The 14,920-nt window shown below is 66.6% G+C and carries 14 protein-coding genes and 1 pseudogene; 6 read left to right on the plus strand and 9 right to left on the minus strand.

The annotated features are described in order from the left end of the window. Positions 1-15 precede the first annotated feature (15 nt). From G369_RS0133990 to G369_RS0134000, 3 genes are all read left to right on the plus strand, one after another. On the plus strand, positions 16-1,464 hold the full coding sequence (locus tag G369_RS0133990) for an FAD-binding oxidoreductase (protein WP_019658541.1): 1,449 nt from the start codon (positions 16-18) through the stop codon (positions 1,462-1,464). A 105-nt stretch (positions 1,465-1,569) separates the two neighbouring features. Beyond that, positions 1,570-2,502, plus strand: a complete 933-nt coding sequence (locus tag G369_RS0133995) for a 2-hydroxyacid dehydrogenase (RefSeq protein ID WP_019658542.1) — start codon at positions 1,570-1,572, stop codon at positions 2,500-2,502. Positions 2,503-2,541: 39 nt separating this feature from the next. Beyond that, positions 2,542-3,201, plus strand: coding sequence for a hypothetical protein (locus tag G369_RS0134000; RefSeq protein ID WP_019658543.1), 660 nt, complete (start codon positions 2,542-2,544; stop codon positions 3,199-3,201). Between the two features lie 154 nt (positions 3,202-3,355). Here the strand turns inward: G369_RS0134000 and G369_RS0134005 are convergent, their stop codons facing one another. Both G369_RS0134005 and G369_RS0134010 read right to left on the minus strand, forming a co-directional pair. Then, on the minus strand, positions 3,356-3,682 hold the full coding sequence (locus G369_RS0134005) for an EthD family reductase (protein WP_019658544.1): 327 nt from the start codon (positions 3,680-3,682) through the stop codon (positions 3,356-3,358). A gap of 60 nt (positions 3,683-3,742) precedes the next feature. After that, positions 3,743-4,285 carry a carboxymuconolactone decarboxylase family protein gene (locus G369_RS0134010; protein ID WP_026346862.1) on the minus strand — a complete coding sequence of 181 codons (543 nt, stop codon included), beginning with the start codon at positions 4,283-4,285 and terminating at the stop codon, positions 3,743-3,745. Positions 4,286-4,343: 58 nt separating this feature from the next. Here G369_RS0134010 and G369_RS0134015 point away from each other — a divergent pair, with 58 nt between their 5' ends. Further along, positions 4,344-4,667, plus strand: a complete 324-nt coding sequence (locus G369_RS0134015) for a winged helix-turn-helix transcriptional regulator (RefSeq protein ID WP_019658546.1) — start codon at positions 4,344-4,346, stop codon at positions 4,665-4,667. Between the two features lie 413 nt (positions 4,668-5,080). Here G369_RS0134015 and G369_RS36805 read toward each other — a convergent pair whose 3' ends face one another. Then, entirely contained in the window at positions 5,081-5,878 is a 798-nt protein-coding gene (locus tag G369_RS36805) for an AraC family transcriptional regulator (protein ID WP_019658547.1), read from the minus strand. Positions 5,879-5,980: 102 nt separating this feature from the next. On the opposite strand from G369_RS36805, the gene G369_RS0134025 reads away from it, so the two are divergent. Further along, positions 5,981-6,793: a sulfite exporter TauE/SafE family protein gene (locus tag G369_RS0134025; RefSeq protein WP_019658548.1), complete on the plus strand. Its 813-nt coding sequence runs from the start codon at positions 5,981-5,983 to the stop codon at positions 6,791-6,793. Between the two features lie 50 nt (positions 6,794-6,843). Here G369_RS0134025 and gcvA read toward each other — a convergent pair whose 3' ends face one another. Beyond that, positions 6,844-7,779 (minus strand): transcriptional regulator GcvA, encoded by a 936-nt coding sequence (gene gcvA, locus G369_RS0134030; RefSeq protein ID WP_019658549.1) that lies wholly within the window; start codon positions 7,777-7,779, stop codon positions 6,844-6,846. 127 nt (positions 7,780-7,906) lie between these two features. Here gcvA and G369_RS0134035 point away from each other — a divergent pair, with 127 nt between their 5' ends. Next, a complete protein-coding gene (locus G369_RS0134035) occupies positions 7,907-9,253 on the plus strand; it encodes an aminotransferase class III-fold pyridoxal phosphate-dependent enzyme (RefSeq protein ID WP_020723451.1) in 1,347 nt (448 codons plus the stop codon). Positions 9,254-9,346: 93 nt separating this feature from the next. On the opposite strand, the gene G369_RS0134040 is transcribed toward G369_RS0134035, so the two are convergent. From G369_RS0134040 to G369_RS0134060, 5 genes and pseudogenes are all read right to left on the minus strand, one after another. Next, positions 9,347-10,240, minus strand: a complete 894-nt coding sequence (locus tag G369_RS0134040; RefSeq protein ID WP_019658551.1) for an NAD(P)-dependent oxidoreductase — start codon at positions 10,238-10,240, stop codon at positions 9,347-9,349. A 9-nt stretch (positions 10,241-10,249) separates the two neighbouring features. Further along, positions 10,250-11,701, minus strand: a complete 1,452-nt coding sequence (locus G369_RS0134045) for an aldehyde dehydrogenase family protein (RefSeq protein WP_019658552.1) — start codon at positions 11,699-11,701, stop codon at positions 10,250-10,252. 24 nt (positions 11,702-11,725) lie between these two features. Then, positions 11,726-13,147: an amidase gene (locus tag G369_RS0134050; RefSeq protein ID WP_019658553.1), complete on the minus strand. Its 1,422-nt coding sequence runs from the start codon at positions 13,145-13,147 to the stop codon at positions 11,726-11,728. A gap of 4 nt (positions 13,148-13,151) precedes the next feature. After that, entirely contained in the window at positions 13,152-14,645 is a 1,494-nt protein-coding gene (locus G369_RS0134055; protein ID WP_019658554.1) for an ABC transporter substrate-binding protein, read from the minus strand. A gap of 54 nt (positions 14,646-14,699) precedes the next feature. After that, positions 14,700-14,920 (minus strand): annotated as a pseudogene (locus G369_RS0134060) (peptide ABC transporter ATP-binding protein); the annotation flags it as partial.

Consider the following 14,920-nt stretch of genomic DNA (forward strand, 5'->3'; position numbering starts at 1 on the left):
GGGACAGCGCCGGCGATGAATTCGGTTCTCCTCGAGCCGCGGGCAAGGACTGCCGCGCCGCATCCCGACCTGCACCGGCGGCTGCACGCCATCCTGGGCGACGAAGGCCTGGTGCAGGACGCACAGGCGCAGTCGCCCTACCTGAGCGATTGGCTCGGCAAATGGCACGGGCGTGCCTCGCTCGTCGCTCGCCCGGCCGACACGGCGCAGACGGCGGCCGTGATGCGGGTGTGCCACGAGACGCACACGCCGGTCGTCACGCAGGGCGGCAACACCGGCATGAGCGGCGGCGCGACGCCTGACGCCAGCGGGGCACAGGTCATCCTGAGCACGGGTCGCATGAATCGCATCCGTGTAGTCGATCCGCTCAACAACACGCTGGTGGTCGAAGCGGGCGTGCTGCTGGCCCAGGTCCGGCAAGCCGCGCAGGACGCCAACCGCTTCTTCCCGCTGAGCCTGGGTTCCGAAGGCAGCTGCACCATCGGCGGCAACCTGGCCACCAATGCGGGCGGCATTGCCGCGCTGCGCTACGGGAACATGCGCGAGCTTGCGCTGGGCCTGGAAGTGGTGCTGCCCGATGGCCGGACCTGGAACGGCTTGCGCGGGCTGCGAAAGGACAACAGCGGCTTCGATCTGCGGCAGATCATGATCGGCTCCGAAGGAACGCTGGGCGTGATCACGGCCGCCGTTCTGAAGCTGCTGCCACGGCCGATATCGACGGCGACGGCGTGGGTGGGCGCGGACCGCCTGGGTTCGTTGGTCAAGCTCCTGGCCGCGCTGCGCGAGCGGTGCGGGGAACGGCTGGCGGCCTTCGAGATGATGTCCGAAGCATCCCTGTCGCTGGTGCTCGCGCATGTGCCCGGCACACGCGCACCGCTGGCCGGCCGTCACGGGTTCCATGCGCTTGTCGAGCTGTCCGATACCTGCGCCTCGGGTCTGGACGCGCAACTGGAAGAAGTGCTGGGCGACGCGCTGCAGGCCGGGCTGGTCAGCGGTGTCGCGCTCAGCGCCACGCATGCGCAGACTCGGGACTTCTGGAATCTGCGCGATGGCATCTCGCAGGCGCAGGTGCGCGCGGGCTGGGCGATCAAGCACGACATCTCCCTGCCGATTTCCGCGGTGGCCGACTTCGTGCCTCGTGCCGACGAAGCCCTGCGCCGGCTCGCGCCCGATGTGCGCATCGTCAACTTCGGCCACCTGGGCGACGGGAACCTGCACTACAACGTGCTGCTGCCACCGGACACCCCCAGTGCGGCCCGCGATGCCCGCCTGGTCGAATTCAATCGCGTGGTGCACGACCTGGTCGACCAGTACGAGGGAAGCATCAGTGCCGAGCACGGCGTGGGACAGCTTCGACGCGACGAGTTGCGGCGCTACAAGCCCGCCGTCGAGTACGAACTGATGATGCGGATCAAGCAGGCGCTCGACCCCAATCACCTGATGAATCCCGGAAAGATTTTCTGAGCCCGGCCTCCGCGCGGGTGCATGCCGCTCGACGCCACCGATCGGTGAGCAGCCACCGCGGCAGCCGTGATCCGCCTTTCGACAAGATCCACCATTCGCAGCACCATGAAAGTTCTTTTCTGCAGCACGCATCCGCTTCACACGGCGGATTTCCTCGCTGATTTCCAGGCCGCGCTTCCGGCCGTGGAGTTCATCCACTGGCGGGAGGACATGCCCACGCAGGGCGCGGAACTGGCGGTGATCTTCCAGCCCCCGGACGCCCTGTACGCCCGCGAGCCGGGCCTGCGCGCTGTCTTCAACCTGGGCGCCGGCGTCGATGCGCTGCTGCGCAACCCGGCCTTCCCCAGTTCTTTGGCGCTGTACCGCCTGGAAGACGGCGGCATGTCGGCCCAGATCGCCGAATATGTGGTGCATGCCGTCTCCAGGATCGTGCGCCAGCTCGACCGGTATGCCGAGCAGGAGGCGGACCGCCACTGGCATCAACTGACGGCGATCGATCGGCGCGAGTTTCCGGTCGGCGTGCTGGGCATGGGCGTCATCGGCCGAAAGATTGCGACCACGCTTGCGCAGCTGGACTATGCCGTGGCGGGATGGTCGCGCAGCGGGCAGCCGCTGGAGGGGGTCGAGGTGTTCGGCGGTCAGTCGCAGATGGATGCCTTCCTTGCGCGCAGCCGCATCGTGGTGAACATCCTTCCGCTGACATCGGAAACCTCGGGCATCCTCAATGCGCGGACGTTGGGCCGGCTGAAGGCACCCGCCCACCTGATCAATGTGGGGCGCGGCGAGCACCTGGTCGAGGAGGACCTGCTGGATGTGATGGCATCCGGCCACGTGGAAAGCGCCGTGCTGGACGTGTTCCGGACGGAGCCGCTGCCCAAGGATCACCCCTTCTGGAGCCATCCGCGCATCAGCGTGACCCCGCACATCGCGGCGCAGACCGGTCGTCGCGAGACGGTGGCTCAGATCGCATCCAAGATCGAAGCCTACCTTGCGGGTCGCACCGTGTCCGGGCTGGTGTCCCGCGAACTCGGCTACTGAGGTGCTGCCGCTTCGTGCGCAGGTGAAGGCCTTGAGGGCATGAACCGCGCGATGGAGAGCAAGGGATTCCATGCGTCTCCATCCACTATGATCCCGCGCCATCTCCTGGCCGCCGGCCAATCGCAGCGTACGAAGCAGAGGTCTCGCGTGAAAGAAATATCAGAGCAGCTGGTCGCCATGATCGGCCAGCCTTTCGACAGCAGGAAGGTCCGAGATGTGCTGGGCTCCCTGGGCGTCAAGAGGGTTTCAGGCCTCGGCGCCTTCTCCTCGAGCGAGGAGGTCATCTGGATACCCAAGGCGTCCGTGCGCATCGATATCTACCAGGCGCAGAAACTGAACGGGCTGACGGGATCGAACTACCCGGATGAAGAGGGATGGTTCATCGGGTCCGTGCAGTTCCTCGCGCCCGGATCGGACGACAGGATCAAGACGCCATTTCCGGGCCCGCTCCCGATGGGCCTCGCCATCGGCTCGACACCGCAGGATTGCATCGACGCGCATGGCCGGCCGGACCTGGACGAGGAGCATGACCGGCCCGGTTTCTCCGGCAGGGTTCTGGCCTGGCGCAAGCAGCACCAGAACATCGCGGTCATGTTCGCCAGCCAGGGGCGCGAGAGCACGATGATCAGCCACACCGTTTGCCTGATCGGTTGCGTCGGTGCCTGGCGCTATACCCATCCCGAGGTCTTCGCTCCCTGAGTCCGAATCGGATGTCTGGGGCCAGCATGCCGACGGCCATACGTCGCTGCACCCGATGTCCCGGCAAGACGCTGCCGCCAAGGCAAGCCCCTCGAACGCTCCATTCCACGAATCGCTCGCGTGGATGCGGTGCCTGGCGACATTCGCTCCTCGATCAAACTTCCGAACGCTCTACCACCACTTCGCTGATCTGCACGACCGGCCGAATGTCCGTGTACTTGGGGATGTCATCGATGATCTCCTGCTGGTGCTCGCCGGAGGCCGCCCGGTAAGCTTCGGCGGAAGTGCAGATGAAATCGCACTTTGCTGCGTAGACAGGGTCGCTGCCGGGAGCACGCCCCGAGATGCCCTTGTCCACCGTGTAGTAGAGGCATGCATCGCCGAGCAGCCGCTTCATCATCGGCATATGCCTCTCGCGGTAGTAGGCGTGATCGAACCGCGCGCCGATGGCGTACGGGTACATGACACTGACCTTGATCATCGAGATTTCTCCTGTTGTTGCACGTTGGTCCTTGCGGCCGCGGTTCGGCCAGAAGCAGCCTCAAGCCGGGAATCGTGCGCCCGTCTCTTCCAGGGGCAGGCGCAGTCCGTTCGTGAGATAGCTGACGGTGCGATAGAAGCCGGCCAGCATCAGCAGCTCGATGACGGCTTCTTCGGCGAAGTACTTTCGCAACTCGCTCCAGAGTCCGTCGTCGATGTCGGAGTGCTCGTGCAGGGAGTCGCACAGACGCAGAAGAACCCGTTCCTCGACCGACCAGCAGGCTTCGTTCGCCGAATCCGTGACGGTCGCCTGAACCTGCTCCGGCGTCAGGCCCGCAAGCTTCGAGAAGACCGTGACGTGGATGCCCCATTCATATTCGGATCTGCACAGCGCCGTTGTTCGGTGGATCACGATCTCGCGCTGCCGGACGCTCAAGTTGCCCTTGTCCAGCAGCCCGCCGGCAAAGAACTTCTGAAACAGACGAGGGTCGCGCGCCAACGTCGTGAACAGCCGTAGAGGGGGCTGTCCCTTCATCAGCCTGTCGAGCGGCCCAAAAATGTGCTCGGCAAATGGCGGCGTTGCTGGATCGATGCGTGCGGACATGCAGGTTCCTGACTCCAAGACGGCGTCATCGTAGGCTTGTTGCTGTATAAAGTAAAGCATGACGACACCCCGCATCGGTCAATCTGTTCGCGGTTCCACCACCGGCCGCCCCCTCATGGTCGCCCTGGACCTGCTGGGTCGACGCACCGCGCTGCGCGTGCTCTGGGAGCTTCGCGGAGACCCGCTGACCTTCAGGGCATTGCAGGATGCTTGCGAGACAAACACCCGGTTGCTCAACACGCGGCTCACCGAGCTGAGGGAGGCCGGCCTTGTCGAGCATGCCGAGGGGGGCTATCGGCTGACGGACGAGGGGAGACGGCTTTCGAAGGCTTTGAAGCCGCTGGCGGATTGGGCCGAGAAGTGGGGAGATGGAAAGCGATGAGCGGGTGACTTGGACCATGCCGCTGGCGCGCCACCCGGCAGGGCGGCGAGCCAGAGGCGAAGCCGCCCCGTCGGCACCAGCTCCGGCGGGGCGACTGTGCTCAAGGCATCGGGCAAGGCGAGCGCTTCTCGAGATGCGGAGCGAGCTTTGTTCAAGCCGCTGCGCTGGGGCGCATCGAGACAGCGTCGTACCAGCGACGCAGCGCACGGAAGCCGATCCAACGCTTCACCGATCCTCAAGCTGTTCTTGTCCCGGCTGAGCGAGCTGGCTCCGAAGGACTCCGGACGAGCAACGCCGTCGAGAACCTCGTAGGCGCGAGAGGCATTGCGGCAGCCTCTTGCTGGCATACAGCGTGGTGGCCATACGGCCGGCTGCAAGCAAGGTCGAAGGATGCGGATGGCGAAGAAACTGCTTCACCCAACCGGCTCGGGTGTCGAATCTCCCATCATCGAATGCGAAATGCTCGACGGACTGAAGCCCAGGCGGCGCCGGAACATCGTCGAGAACGCGCCAGGACTGTCGTAGCCGAGCTCGAGCGCGACGGCTGTGACCGGTTGCCCCTCGGCCAATCTGGAAAGCGCCGAGATCAGGCAGGCATGCTGGCGCCACTCTCCAAAGGGCATGCCCGTCTCGGCGCGGAAGAACCGCGTGAAGGTGCGCTCGCTCCGGTGCAGCTGCACCGCCCAATCCCCGGCAGTCGCGCGGATGCTGGGTGCGTAGAGAAACTCCACGCACAACCGATGGAGCATGCCGTCCTTGGGCAAGGGCGCGAAGATAGGTAGCGTGGCCGCGCGCGCGATCTCCGCGAGTGCGAGGCGCATGACCAGGCCGTCCCTGTCGTGCTCTCCATAGAGGGCCTGCGCCTGCGTCGCCTCCAGCAGCAACTGCCGCAAGAGGGGCGAGACGAGCAGCACTTCGCAGCGAGATCCCTCGCGTGGCGCCGCACTCGGTTCGATGTAGAGGCTTCGAGTGCTGACCCCAACCATGCGCACGCGGTGCGGCTTGTTCGCCGGGATCCAGACTCCGCAATGCGGGGGTACGACCCACGCGCCGTCATCCGTGCCGACTTCCATCAGGCCCGTCGCGCCATAGAGGAATTGCGCTCGCCGATGGTGATGCATCTCCAGAAGCGTCCCAGGCGCGTAGTCGGTGCCTATCGCAAGCACATCGCGCTCGATCGCATCGACGCTGTCCAACGGTACGTTTCTCATCGACGGTCATTATTGGCTGAAACGCGAACATCGTTGTCCAAGCTTCGAAAGCCAGACAGAACGGGGTTCCGTAGCCTCACTGATCTTGAAGGACGGATTGCGATGGAACTCTATTTCTGGCTTGCCGCCTGCGGCACGCTCGCCGGCGTGACCACGGTGCTCTTCGGTTTCGGCGGCGGCTTCGTGGTGGTTCCGCTGCTCTATCAGGCGCTGACGCACCTGCGCGGGCCCGAAGCACCGGCGGCGTCCCATGCAATGCAGATTGCGGTTGCGACCTCGACGTGCGTGATGATCTTCGGGTCGGCGATGGCAACGGCGAAGCACCAGCGCGCAGGATCGCTGGACTGGACGGCCATCAAGCCGCTGCTCGTCTCCATCGCCATCGGCAGCGCGCTCGGCGCAGCGACCGCGGCGGCAGTGCAGGGCAGCTGGCTGCGCTGGGCTTTCGTCGTCTACGTGGGGTTGACCATCGTGGACTGCTGGCTTCGGCCCGGCTTTCTTTCACAACCAGCGCAAGCGGCCCGACCTGCGCAGGCACGGACGGCATGGGTGGGCGTCGCCATCGGCTGGGTCGCGGCCTTGCTTGGCGTAGGGGGTAGCGTCATGACGGTTCCCTTGCTCCGCCGCAGAGGGGCAAGCATGACCGGCGCGACGGCCATGGCCAGCCCGCTGTCGCTTCCCGTTGCCTTGGCGGGGACTGCGACCTACGTGGCCCTTTCCTGGGGCGGGATGACGAACCTGGGCCGCGGGTATGTCGGTTATGTGGATCTGCGCGCATTCCTCGCCCTGGTCTCCGGCTCGTACGTCGGGATTCGTTTGGCGACCCCGTATATCGGGCGGATTCCCGATCAGGTGCACGCCAGGGTGTATGTCGGGCTGCTGATCGCCGTCGAGGTGTCTATGTTGCTTGGCTAGATGCGCGTGCGGGCGGACCGGGTCACGGCGACCGGTGCGCATGATCGGGCTCAAGGCGGATGTCGAGGCCAGCCTGCTTCCGAAAATTCCTTCGCCTGCACGCGCAGCCAGTCGCAAAAAGACTTGACCTGCGGTCGCACGGCAGACGTCCGCGGCGTCAGCAGGTGATAGGCGTAGGGGCCGGGCACCAGCTCGCCAGGCGCGATGGCAAGCCGCCCAGTGCGCACTGCGTCGGCCGCCAGAACGTCGGAAGCCACCGCCACGCCTTCGCCCCCGATCGCGGCGTCGATCGTGAGATAGGTGTGCGAGAAGCGCAGCCCCTGCCTGATGCGGCGCTCGGACAAGGGGCGTGCGTCCTGCGCGGTCCACCAGCGGGACCAGTCCACCTGAAGTGGAATCCGCGGCTCGTACTCGTCATGAAGCAAGGTGGCTTGCAGGATGTCACCGATCTTCTTCCAGCCGCGACACACATCCGGTTGCGCAATGGCGCAGAAGGATTCGCGCAGCAGGAGCTCGCTGTGCAACTCGGGGTAGGAGCCGCTGCCGAGGCGTATCGCGACGTCCACGCGGTCCCGTGCAAAGTCCACCGGCGGGACCGAAGCAAGCAGCCTGACTTCGACCTCCGGATGCTTCTGCCGGAAGTCTCCCAGCCGTGGCATGAGCCAGCGGGTCACGAATGACGGCATGGCCGTCACGGTGACCTCCTTCGCATCGTCGGCGCCGCGCACCGCAAGGGAGACGCGCTCCAGTTCCTCGAGCATGCGCGAGATCTCCAGCTGGTAGCGCCGGCCCGTCTCGGTGATCTGCACCGACCTTGGACCTCGGACGAACAACGCCGTCCCCAGCCATTCCTCGAGAAGCCGCACTTGATGGCCCACCGCGCCGGCGGTGACGAAGAGCTCTTCACCGGCACGCACGAAGCTGGCGTGGCGTGCGGCCGCCTCGAATGCACGCAACGTCGAAAGGGGAGGAAGTTCGTACGGCATGCCTCAATCGTACTGAGCCTAAGCCGCCAAATGTTTGATTTGTACGCTTGGAGCGCAATCCTTAGTCTCTGGATTCCTCGACCAACCAGGCTCAGACATGCTGAGCCAAACCCACAGGAATCTCATCATGGATCTGCGCATCCACGGACAGGCGAACGAGACGCTGGCCCCATCCTTCCGCAAGGTGCTGGTGCCCTGGGCCGTGCAGGGCGGCCTGAATCCGCCGGTGGTCACGCACGCCAAGGGCTGCCACTTCTACGACGCGACCGGCAAACGCTATCTCGACCTCACGAGCGGGTATGTGGCCGTCTCCCTCGGTCATGGTCATCCGAAGGTGGTCAGGGCGATTCAGGATCAGGCCGAACGCATGTGCTGGGTGGCTTCGAGCTACTTCAACGACGTGCGGGCGGAGTACGCGGACCTCCTCGACACTGTTTCGCCGTGGGCCGAGGGGATGCGCGTGCACTTCGCGTGCGGCGGCGCCGAGGCGAACGACGACGCGGTAAGGATCGCCAGGCTCGTCACCCGGCGCTCGAAGATCCTGACCGCCTACCGCTCCTACCACGGAGGAACCATCGCCGCGGCCTCCATGACCGGCATCGATCGCTGGCGAGATCCGTTTCCGGCGATGCCGGGCATGGTCAAGTTCTTCACGCCCTACCCGTATCGCAGCCCCTTCTTCACCACAGACCCTGCTGAAGAGACGCGGCGCGCGCTGGACCATCTCACGCGGGTGCTCTCCCACGAAGGTGCGCAGAACGTTGCCGCTGTCCTCATGGAGCCGATGACGGGCTCCAGTGGCGCGGTGGTCTATCCACCCGGCTATCTCGAAGGGGTCAGGGCCTTGTGCGACAGGCATGCGATCCTGCTCATCTTCGACGAGGTCATGACGGGCTTCGGACGCACGGGCGCGCCATTCTGCTCACAGCGCGTCGGTGTGCAGCCGGATCTCATCTCCTTTGCGAAGGGGGCCAGTTCCTCGTACACCCCGCTCGGTGGCGTGATGGTTCGTGAAAGCGTGGCGCGCCACTTCGATTCGGAGCTGTTCGATGTCGGCCACACCCACGCGGGCCATGTTCTCTCGGTGGCGGGCGGGCTTGCCGCGCTGAAGGTCTACATCGAGGAAGGCCTGTTCGAGCGCGCCCGTGAGATCGAGGGGTGGCTGCGCGATGGCCTCGGCGAACTGGCCCGGCGGCACGCGTGCATCGGCGACATCCGCGGCATGGGGGCGCAGTTCGGCATCGAACTGGTCCAGGATCGTGAAAGCCGCGAACCCCTGGTGGAATGGCATCACCCCGGCGGTTCGCTGCCGATGAAGGCCTTCTACGCAGAACTGCTCGCCCGGGGCGTGCATGCATATGGGCGCTACAACGTGGTGATCGTCGCGCCGCCGCTGGTGATCTCCAAAGCCGAACTCGACGAGGGCCTTGCCGGGCTTGACGCCGCACTCACCGCATTGGAGGGTGCGCGATGAACTACCAAGACCTTGCCGTCATCGCGCTCAAACGAAAGCGGCCCTCGACCGCTCCGAACAACGGCGGCGGCGGGGCCAGGCAGACGCAAAGAATCAGCGCAACGCTTCAACGAGATCAAGAACCATCCGGTCTCCACCGAACTTCTCGACCCCATGCGTCAGCAGCGCATCCACGGCCTGCGCGATGCCATGGCTCGACGAAGACTGCTGCGCCATGTCGTTGTAGTAGCCCAGGTCCTTCTTCGCATTCGCCATCGAGAACTTCAGCGAATCGGTGCTGCCGGTCAGCAGCTTGGGCTTGACGCGTTCCAGCGCCACGCCGTTGCCGCCGCCCTTGGCCAGCACGTCGACGAACACGTCGGGCTTCACGCCGGCGCGTTCGGCACAGGCAGCGGCCTCGCACAGCAGCGCCACGGTGCCCAGCGACACGAAGTTGTGCAGCAGCTTCATCGCGTGGCCGGCGCCGATGCCGCCCACATGGGTGATGTTCTCGGCGAAGCAGCGCAGCAGCGGCAGGCACGAGGCCAGCACCTGCTCGTCGCCACCCACCAGCAGGTTCAGGCGGCCTTCGGCGGCTTCCTTGGCGGTGCGGGTCATGGGGGCGTCGATGAACTTGCCGCCCTTGGCGCTCACCGCCTCGGCCACCTTCGCGGTGGAGGCGGGCACCGCCGTCGAGCAGTCGATGACCACGGTGCCGGGGCGCAGCGTGGTGAGCGCGCCGCTGTCGCCCAGCATCACGGCCTCGACCTGAGGCGTGCCCGTGACGCACAGGATCAGCACGTCGACCTGCGCGGCCAGCGAGGCCACGTCCTTCACCGAGGTGGCGCCGGCCTTCAGCAGGCCGTCGATGGGCTGGTTGCCCGCGTGCTCCAGCACGGTGAGCTGGTGGCCGTGCTTGACGATGTTGCTGGCGATGCCGTGGCCCATCAGGCCCACGCCGACGAGGCCGACCTTGCGCGGCGCTTGCTGCTGTTCAGTGGTTGTCATGTGTTGTCTTCATCCGTGCTTGATGGCGATGGTCTTGAGGGTCGTGAAGCCGAGCAGGGCCTCGAAGCCCTTCTCGCGGCCGAAACCGCTGGATTTCACGCCGCCGAATGGCAGTTCTACACCACCCGCCGCACCGTAATTGTTGACGAAGACCTGGCCGCAATGCAGCTTGTGCGCCATGCGCAGCTGGCGCGCGCCGTCGCGGGTCCACACGCCGGCCACCAGGCCGAAGTCCGTGCCGTTGGCCAGGCGAACCGCCTCGGCCTCGTCGGCGAAGGGCGTCAGGGCCAGCACCGGGCCGAAGATCTCGCGCTGCGCGATGTCGCTGTCGTGCGGCACGTCGCGGAACAGCACGGCCTCCTGGTAGTAGCCGGTGGACGACGCGTTGGGCGACACCGTGCCGCGCGCCGCCACCTTCAGGCCGGCGGCCTCGGCGGTCGCGACCATGTCGCGCACCTGGCGGAACTGCTTTTCGTTGATGAGCGGACCCATGTCCAGGTCTTCGGCCGGCGTGCCCGCGCGCACGGCGGTGAAGCGCCTGGCGAGGCGCTGCACCACTTCTTCATAGACCGACTGTTCCACCAGCACGCGGCTGCCTGCCGAGCAGGTCTGGCCTGCGTTCTGGATGATGGCGTTGAGCAGCACCGGCTCGGCCGCGTCGAGGTCGGCATCCGCGAACACGATCTGCGGCGACTTGCCGCCCAGTTCCAGCGTCACCGGGCAGTGGCGCTCGGCCGCGGCCAGGCCCACGCTGCGGCCGGTCATGGTCGAGCCGGTGAACGAGATGTGGTCGATGCCCGGGTGTGCGCACAGCGCGGCGCCGGCTTCCTTGCCGTAGCCGGTCACCACGTTGAGCGCGCCGGCCGGAAAGCCCACTTCGGTCGCGATCTCGGCCAGGCGGAGCAGCGACAGGCTCGCGTCTTCCGCCGGCTTCACCACGCAGGCGTTGCCCGCGGCGAGCGAGGCGCCCACGCTGCGGCCCGCGATCTGCATCGGGTAGTTCCAGGGAATGATGTGGCCCGTCACGCCGTGCGGCACGCGCACCGTCAGCACGGTGTAGCCGCGCTCGTAGGGCAGGGTGTCGCCGTGCAGCTTGTCGCAGGCGCCGGCGTAGTACTCCATGTAGCGGGCCAGCGCGGTGGCGTCGTTGCGCGCCACGCGCAGCGCCTTGCCGGTGTCGCGTGCCTCGAGCTGGGCCAGCTCCTCGTGGTGCTCCAGCACCGCGGCGCCGAGCTTGGCCAGCAGGCGGCCGCGCTGCAGCGCGGTCAGGCCGCCCCAGGGGCCGTCGAAGTTCTCGCCCATGGCCTGGCGTGCGGCGCGCACGGCGGTGTCCACGTCGGCGGCGGTGCCGCGCGCGATCTCGCCGAACTTGCTGCCGTCGCTCGGGTCGATCACGTCGATGGTGGCGTTGCCTTCGGACTGCACGTGGCGTCCGTCGATGTAGTGGGCTGCTGCGTTCATGATGTCTTGTCTCCTGGGGGCCGGTCAGCGGGACGTGCTGGGTTCCGGCCAGGGTTTCTGCGGTTCGCGGATCTGCTCGAAGGCGCGGCTGAACTGCAGCACGCCCAGGTCGTCGAAGCGGCGCCCAGCGATCTGCAGCCCGATGGGCATGCCCTCGGCCGAATAGCCGCAGTTGATCGAGGCAGCGGGCTGCTCCGACATGTTGTAGGGCACCGTGAAGCCGATGTGCTCCAGCGGCAGCATCGGGTCGTTGGTCGGCGATGCGTGGTCGGCCGGTGCGGGCATGTTGGGCGACACCGGCGAGATCACGAAGTCGTAGGCCTTGGTCGCCGCGATCGTCGCCGCGCGCGCGGCGATGAACTGGCTGTAGGCATCGAAGATGTGCGCGCCCGAGAAGCCGGCCGCGCTCTCGGCCCATTCGCGGATGTACGGCAGGATCTTCGCGCGCTTCTCCGGCGCCATCGCCTGGATGTCGATGCACGAGCGCATGCGCCAGAAGTGGTCCATGCCCTGCAGCATCTTCGGCGTCATGAAGGCCGGGATCTCTTCGATCACCGCGCCGGCCGCCTCGATGAGCTTCGCTGCGCGGCGCACGGCTTCGGCGATCTGCGGGTCGAGCGGCAGGCCGCAGCCCGCGTCCATGTGCAGCGCGACGCGCTTGCCCTTGATGAACGAAGGATCGACCTCGAAGGCCGTCCAGTCGATGACGGGCGGCGGCAGTTCCGAATAGTCGCGGTCGTCGGGCTGCGCGACCGAGGCCATCATCAGCGCCGAATCGGCCACGGTGCGGGTCATCGGGCCGGCGCAGCGGCCCATGTAGGGCGAACTCAGAGGAATGCGGCCGAAGCTGGGCTTGAGCGTGTAGATGCCGCACCAGCTCGCCGGCAGGCGCAGCGAGCCGCCGATGTCGGTGCCGACGTGCAGCGGGCCGTAACCGGCAGCGGCCGCGGCGCCGGCGCCTGCGCTCGAGCCGCCAGGCGTGCGCGACAGATCCCACGGATTGCGCGAGAGCTCGTGGAAGCTCGACAGCCCCGAGGACAGCATGCCCAGGTCGGGCATGGTGGTCTTGGCGACCAGCACCGTGCCATCCTCCTTCAGGCGCGCGGCCGGCGGCGAGTCATAGGTCATCGGCACGAGGTCGTAGGCGGCGGTGCCCAGCGGCATCGGGTCGCCCTCGGTCGCGAGGTTGTCCTTGATGGTCACGGGCACGCCGTCGAGCGTGCCCAGCGGCTTGCCGGCCAGCCAGCGCGCTTCGGACGCGCGGGCCTGCTCCAGCGCCAGCTCGGGGCGGAACAGCCAGGTCGCGTGCAGCTCGGGCTCGTAGGCCGCGATGCGCTCGTTCACCGAGCGCGCCACTTCCACCGGCGAGAGTTCCCTGGCCGCGTAGGCGGCGTGCAGTTCCTGCACATCCAGGGCATACAGGGGCTTCGATGTCGACGTGCTCATCGCATCAACCCCACGAGATCGCTGCCAGGTCGTTCACCACGATCGGCATGCTCGGCCAGAGGCCCTTCACTTCCTTGCGCGCGATGGTCGGGAACACCGCCTGGTAGAGGAAGCCGTTGACGGCGTCGGTCGCCAGCATGCGCTGCGCGTCGGCCAGCAGGTCGGCGCGGCGCTTCTTGTTCTCCTCGTTCTGGATGGCCACGAACAGGTCGCGGAACTTCTTCGAGTCGTAGCCCCAGTAGTAGTCGGGCTCGGTGTACTTCACCAGGTCGAAGGGCTCCACGTGGGCGACCATGGTCAGGTCGAAGTCGTGCGCGCCGCCGAAGGTGCCGCTGAGCCACTGGGCCCATTCCACGTTCTGGATCTTCACGTTGATGCCGATCTGCGCGAGCTGCGCGGCGATCACCTCGCCGCCCTGGCGGGCGTAGGAGGGCGGCGGCAGCTGCAGGCGCAGCTCCAGCGGCGTCTTCACGCCGGCCTCGGCCAGCAGCTTCTTCGCCTTCTCCACGTCGAAGGGGTTCATCGCAGTGGTGTCGATGAAGCCCGGCGCGCCCAGCGCATAGTGGCTGCCGATGGGCTTGCCGAAGCCGTCTGCCGCGCCCTGGATGATCGCGTTGCGGTCGATGGCCGCCAGGATCGCGCGGCGCACGCGCACGTCGTCCAGCGGCTTCTTGCGGTTGTTGATGGTCAGGATCACCTTGCCGCGCGTGCCCACTTCCAGCACCTGGAAGCGCGCGTTCCCCTTGAACTGGCTCACCGAGCGCGTGCCCGCGCGCGGGAAGATGTCGATGTCGTTCGACAGCAGCGCGGCGGTCTGAGCGGCCGTGTCCGACATGAAGCGGAAGACGAACTTCTCGGTCTTCGCGAGGTTCGGGTCGCGATAGGTCGGCGACTTCACCAGCGTGCACGAGGCGCCGCGCTGCCATGCGCTCAGCTTGTAGGGGCCGGTGCCCACGGGTGCGGTGGCATTGGTCTCGGCGCTCTTGGGCTCCACGATGCAGGCGGTCGACTGGCCGAGCATGAAGGGCAGGTCGGGGTTGGACAGCGTGCTGTTGACGCCCACCGTGTACTCGTCGAGCACGACCGTGCCGATCTCGCTGAAGAAGCGCTTGTCCTTGTTCGTGCTCTTGGCGCCGCCCGCGCGGTCGAACGAGAACTTCACCGTGTTCGCGTTGAAGGGCTGCCCGTTCTCGAAGCGCACGCCCTTGCGCAGCTTGAAGACGAATGTCTTCATGTCGGGCGAGGACGACCAGCTCTCCGCCAGCATCGGCGTGACCGAGCCGTCGGCGTTCACCTTGGTGAGCGTCTCGAAGATGTTGTACTGCGTGATCTCCGCGATGGCCGATGCGGCGCCGCTGGTCGGGTCCAGGCCCGGCGGTTCGAGCGGCATGCCGATCGTGAGCGTGTTCTTGCCGGCCTGCGCACGGGCCTGCGGCAGGAAGACACCCGGGATCGCCGCGGCCATGGCGGAAGTCATGAGTGTGCGTCGCTTCAACATTCGATAGTTCCTGGAGGTGAGTGTGGAAAGGGAAGAAGGAAAAGCCCGCCCCGGCTAGCGGGAGGGCGTGTGCAGCACGGCGGAAAGCAGAGTGCGCGTGTACTCGTGCTGCGCGTGCTCGAACAGGTCGGCCGGCCGGCCGCGTTCGACGATGCGTCCCTTGAAGACGACGCAGATCTCGTCGCAGAGGTGGTTGACCACCGCGAGGTCGTGGCTGATGAGCAGGTAGCTGATGCCGAACTGCTGCTGCAGGTCCTGCATGAGGTTGAGCACCT

It is taken from the genome of Variovorax atrisoli 110B (genome assembly GCF_000382045.1).
Classification (GTDB): domain Bacteria; phylum Pseudomonadota; class Gammaproteobacteria; order Burkholderiales; family Burkholderiaceae_C; genus Variovorax; species Variovorax atrisoli.

Coding starts and splice junctions, on each gene's coding strand:
- G369_RS0133990 (WP_019658541.1), top strand. CDS start 16: ATGAATTCGGTTCTCCTCGAGCCGCGGGCAAGGACTGCCGCGCCGCAT.
- G369_RS0133995 (WP_019658542.1), top strand. CDS start 1,570: ATGAAAGTTCTTTTCTGCAGCACGCATCCGCTTCACACGGCGGATTTC.
- G369_RS0134000 (WP_019658543.1), top strand. CDS start 2,542: ATGAACCGCGCGATGGAGAGCAAGGGATTCCATGCGTCTCCATCCACT.
- G369_RS0134005 (WP_019658544.1), bottom strand. CDS start 3,682: ATGATCAAGGTCAGTGTCATGTACCCGTACGCCATCGGCGCGCGGTTC.
- G369_RS0134010 (WP_026346862.1), bottom strand. CDS start 4,285: ATGTCCGCACGCATCGATCCAGCAACGCCGCCATTTGCCGAGCACATT.
- G369_RS0134015 (WP_019658546.1), top strand. CDS start 4,344: ATGACGACACCCCGCATCGGTCAATCTGTTCGCGGTTCCACCACCGGC.
- G369_RS36805 (WP_019658547.1), bottom strand. CDS start 5,878: ATGAGAAACGTACCGTTGGACAGCGTCGATGCGATCGAGCGCGATGTG.
- G369_RS0134025 (WP_019658548.1), top strand. CDS start 5,981: ATGGAACTCTATTTCTGGCTTGCCGCCTGCGGCACGCTCGCCGGCGTG.
- gcvA (WP_019658549.1), bottom strand. CDS start 7,779: ATGCCGTACGAACTTCCTCCCCTTTCGACGTTGCGTGCATTCGAGGCG.
- G369_RS0134035 (WP_020723451.1), top strand. CDS start 7,907: ATGGATCTGCGCATCCACGGACAGGCGAACGAGACGCTGGCCCCATCC.
- G369_RS0134040 (WP_019658551.1), bottom strand. CDS start 10,240: ATGACAACCACTGAACAGCAGCAAGCGCCGCGCAAGGTCGGCCTCGTC.
- G369_RS0134045 (WP_019658552.1), bottom strand. CDS start 11,701: ATGAACGCAGCAGCCCACTACATCGACGGACGCCACGTGCAGTCCGAA.
- G369_RS0134050 (WP_019658553.1), bottom strand. CDS start 13,147: ATGAGCACGTCGACATCGAAGCCCCTGTATGCCCTGGATGTGCAGGAA.
- G369_RS0134055 (WP_019658554.1), bottom strand. CDS start 14,645: ATGTTGAAGCGACGCACACTCATGACTTCCGCCATGGCCGCGGCGATC.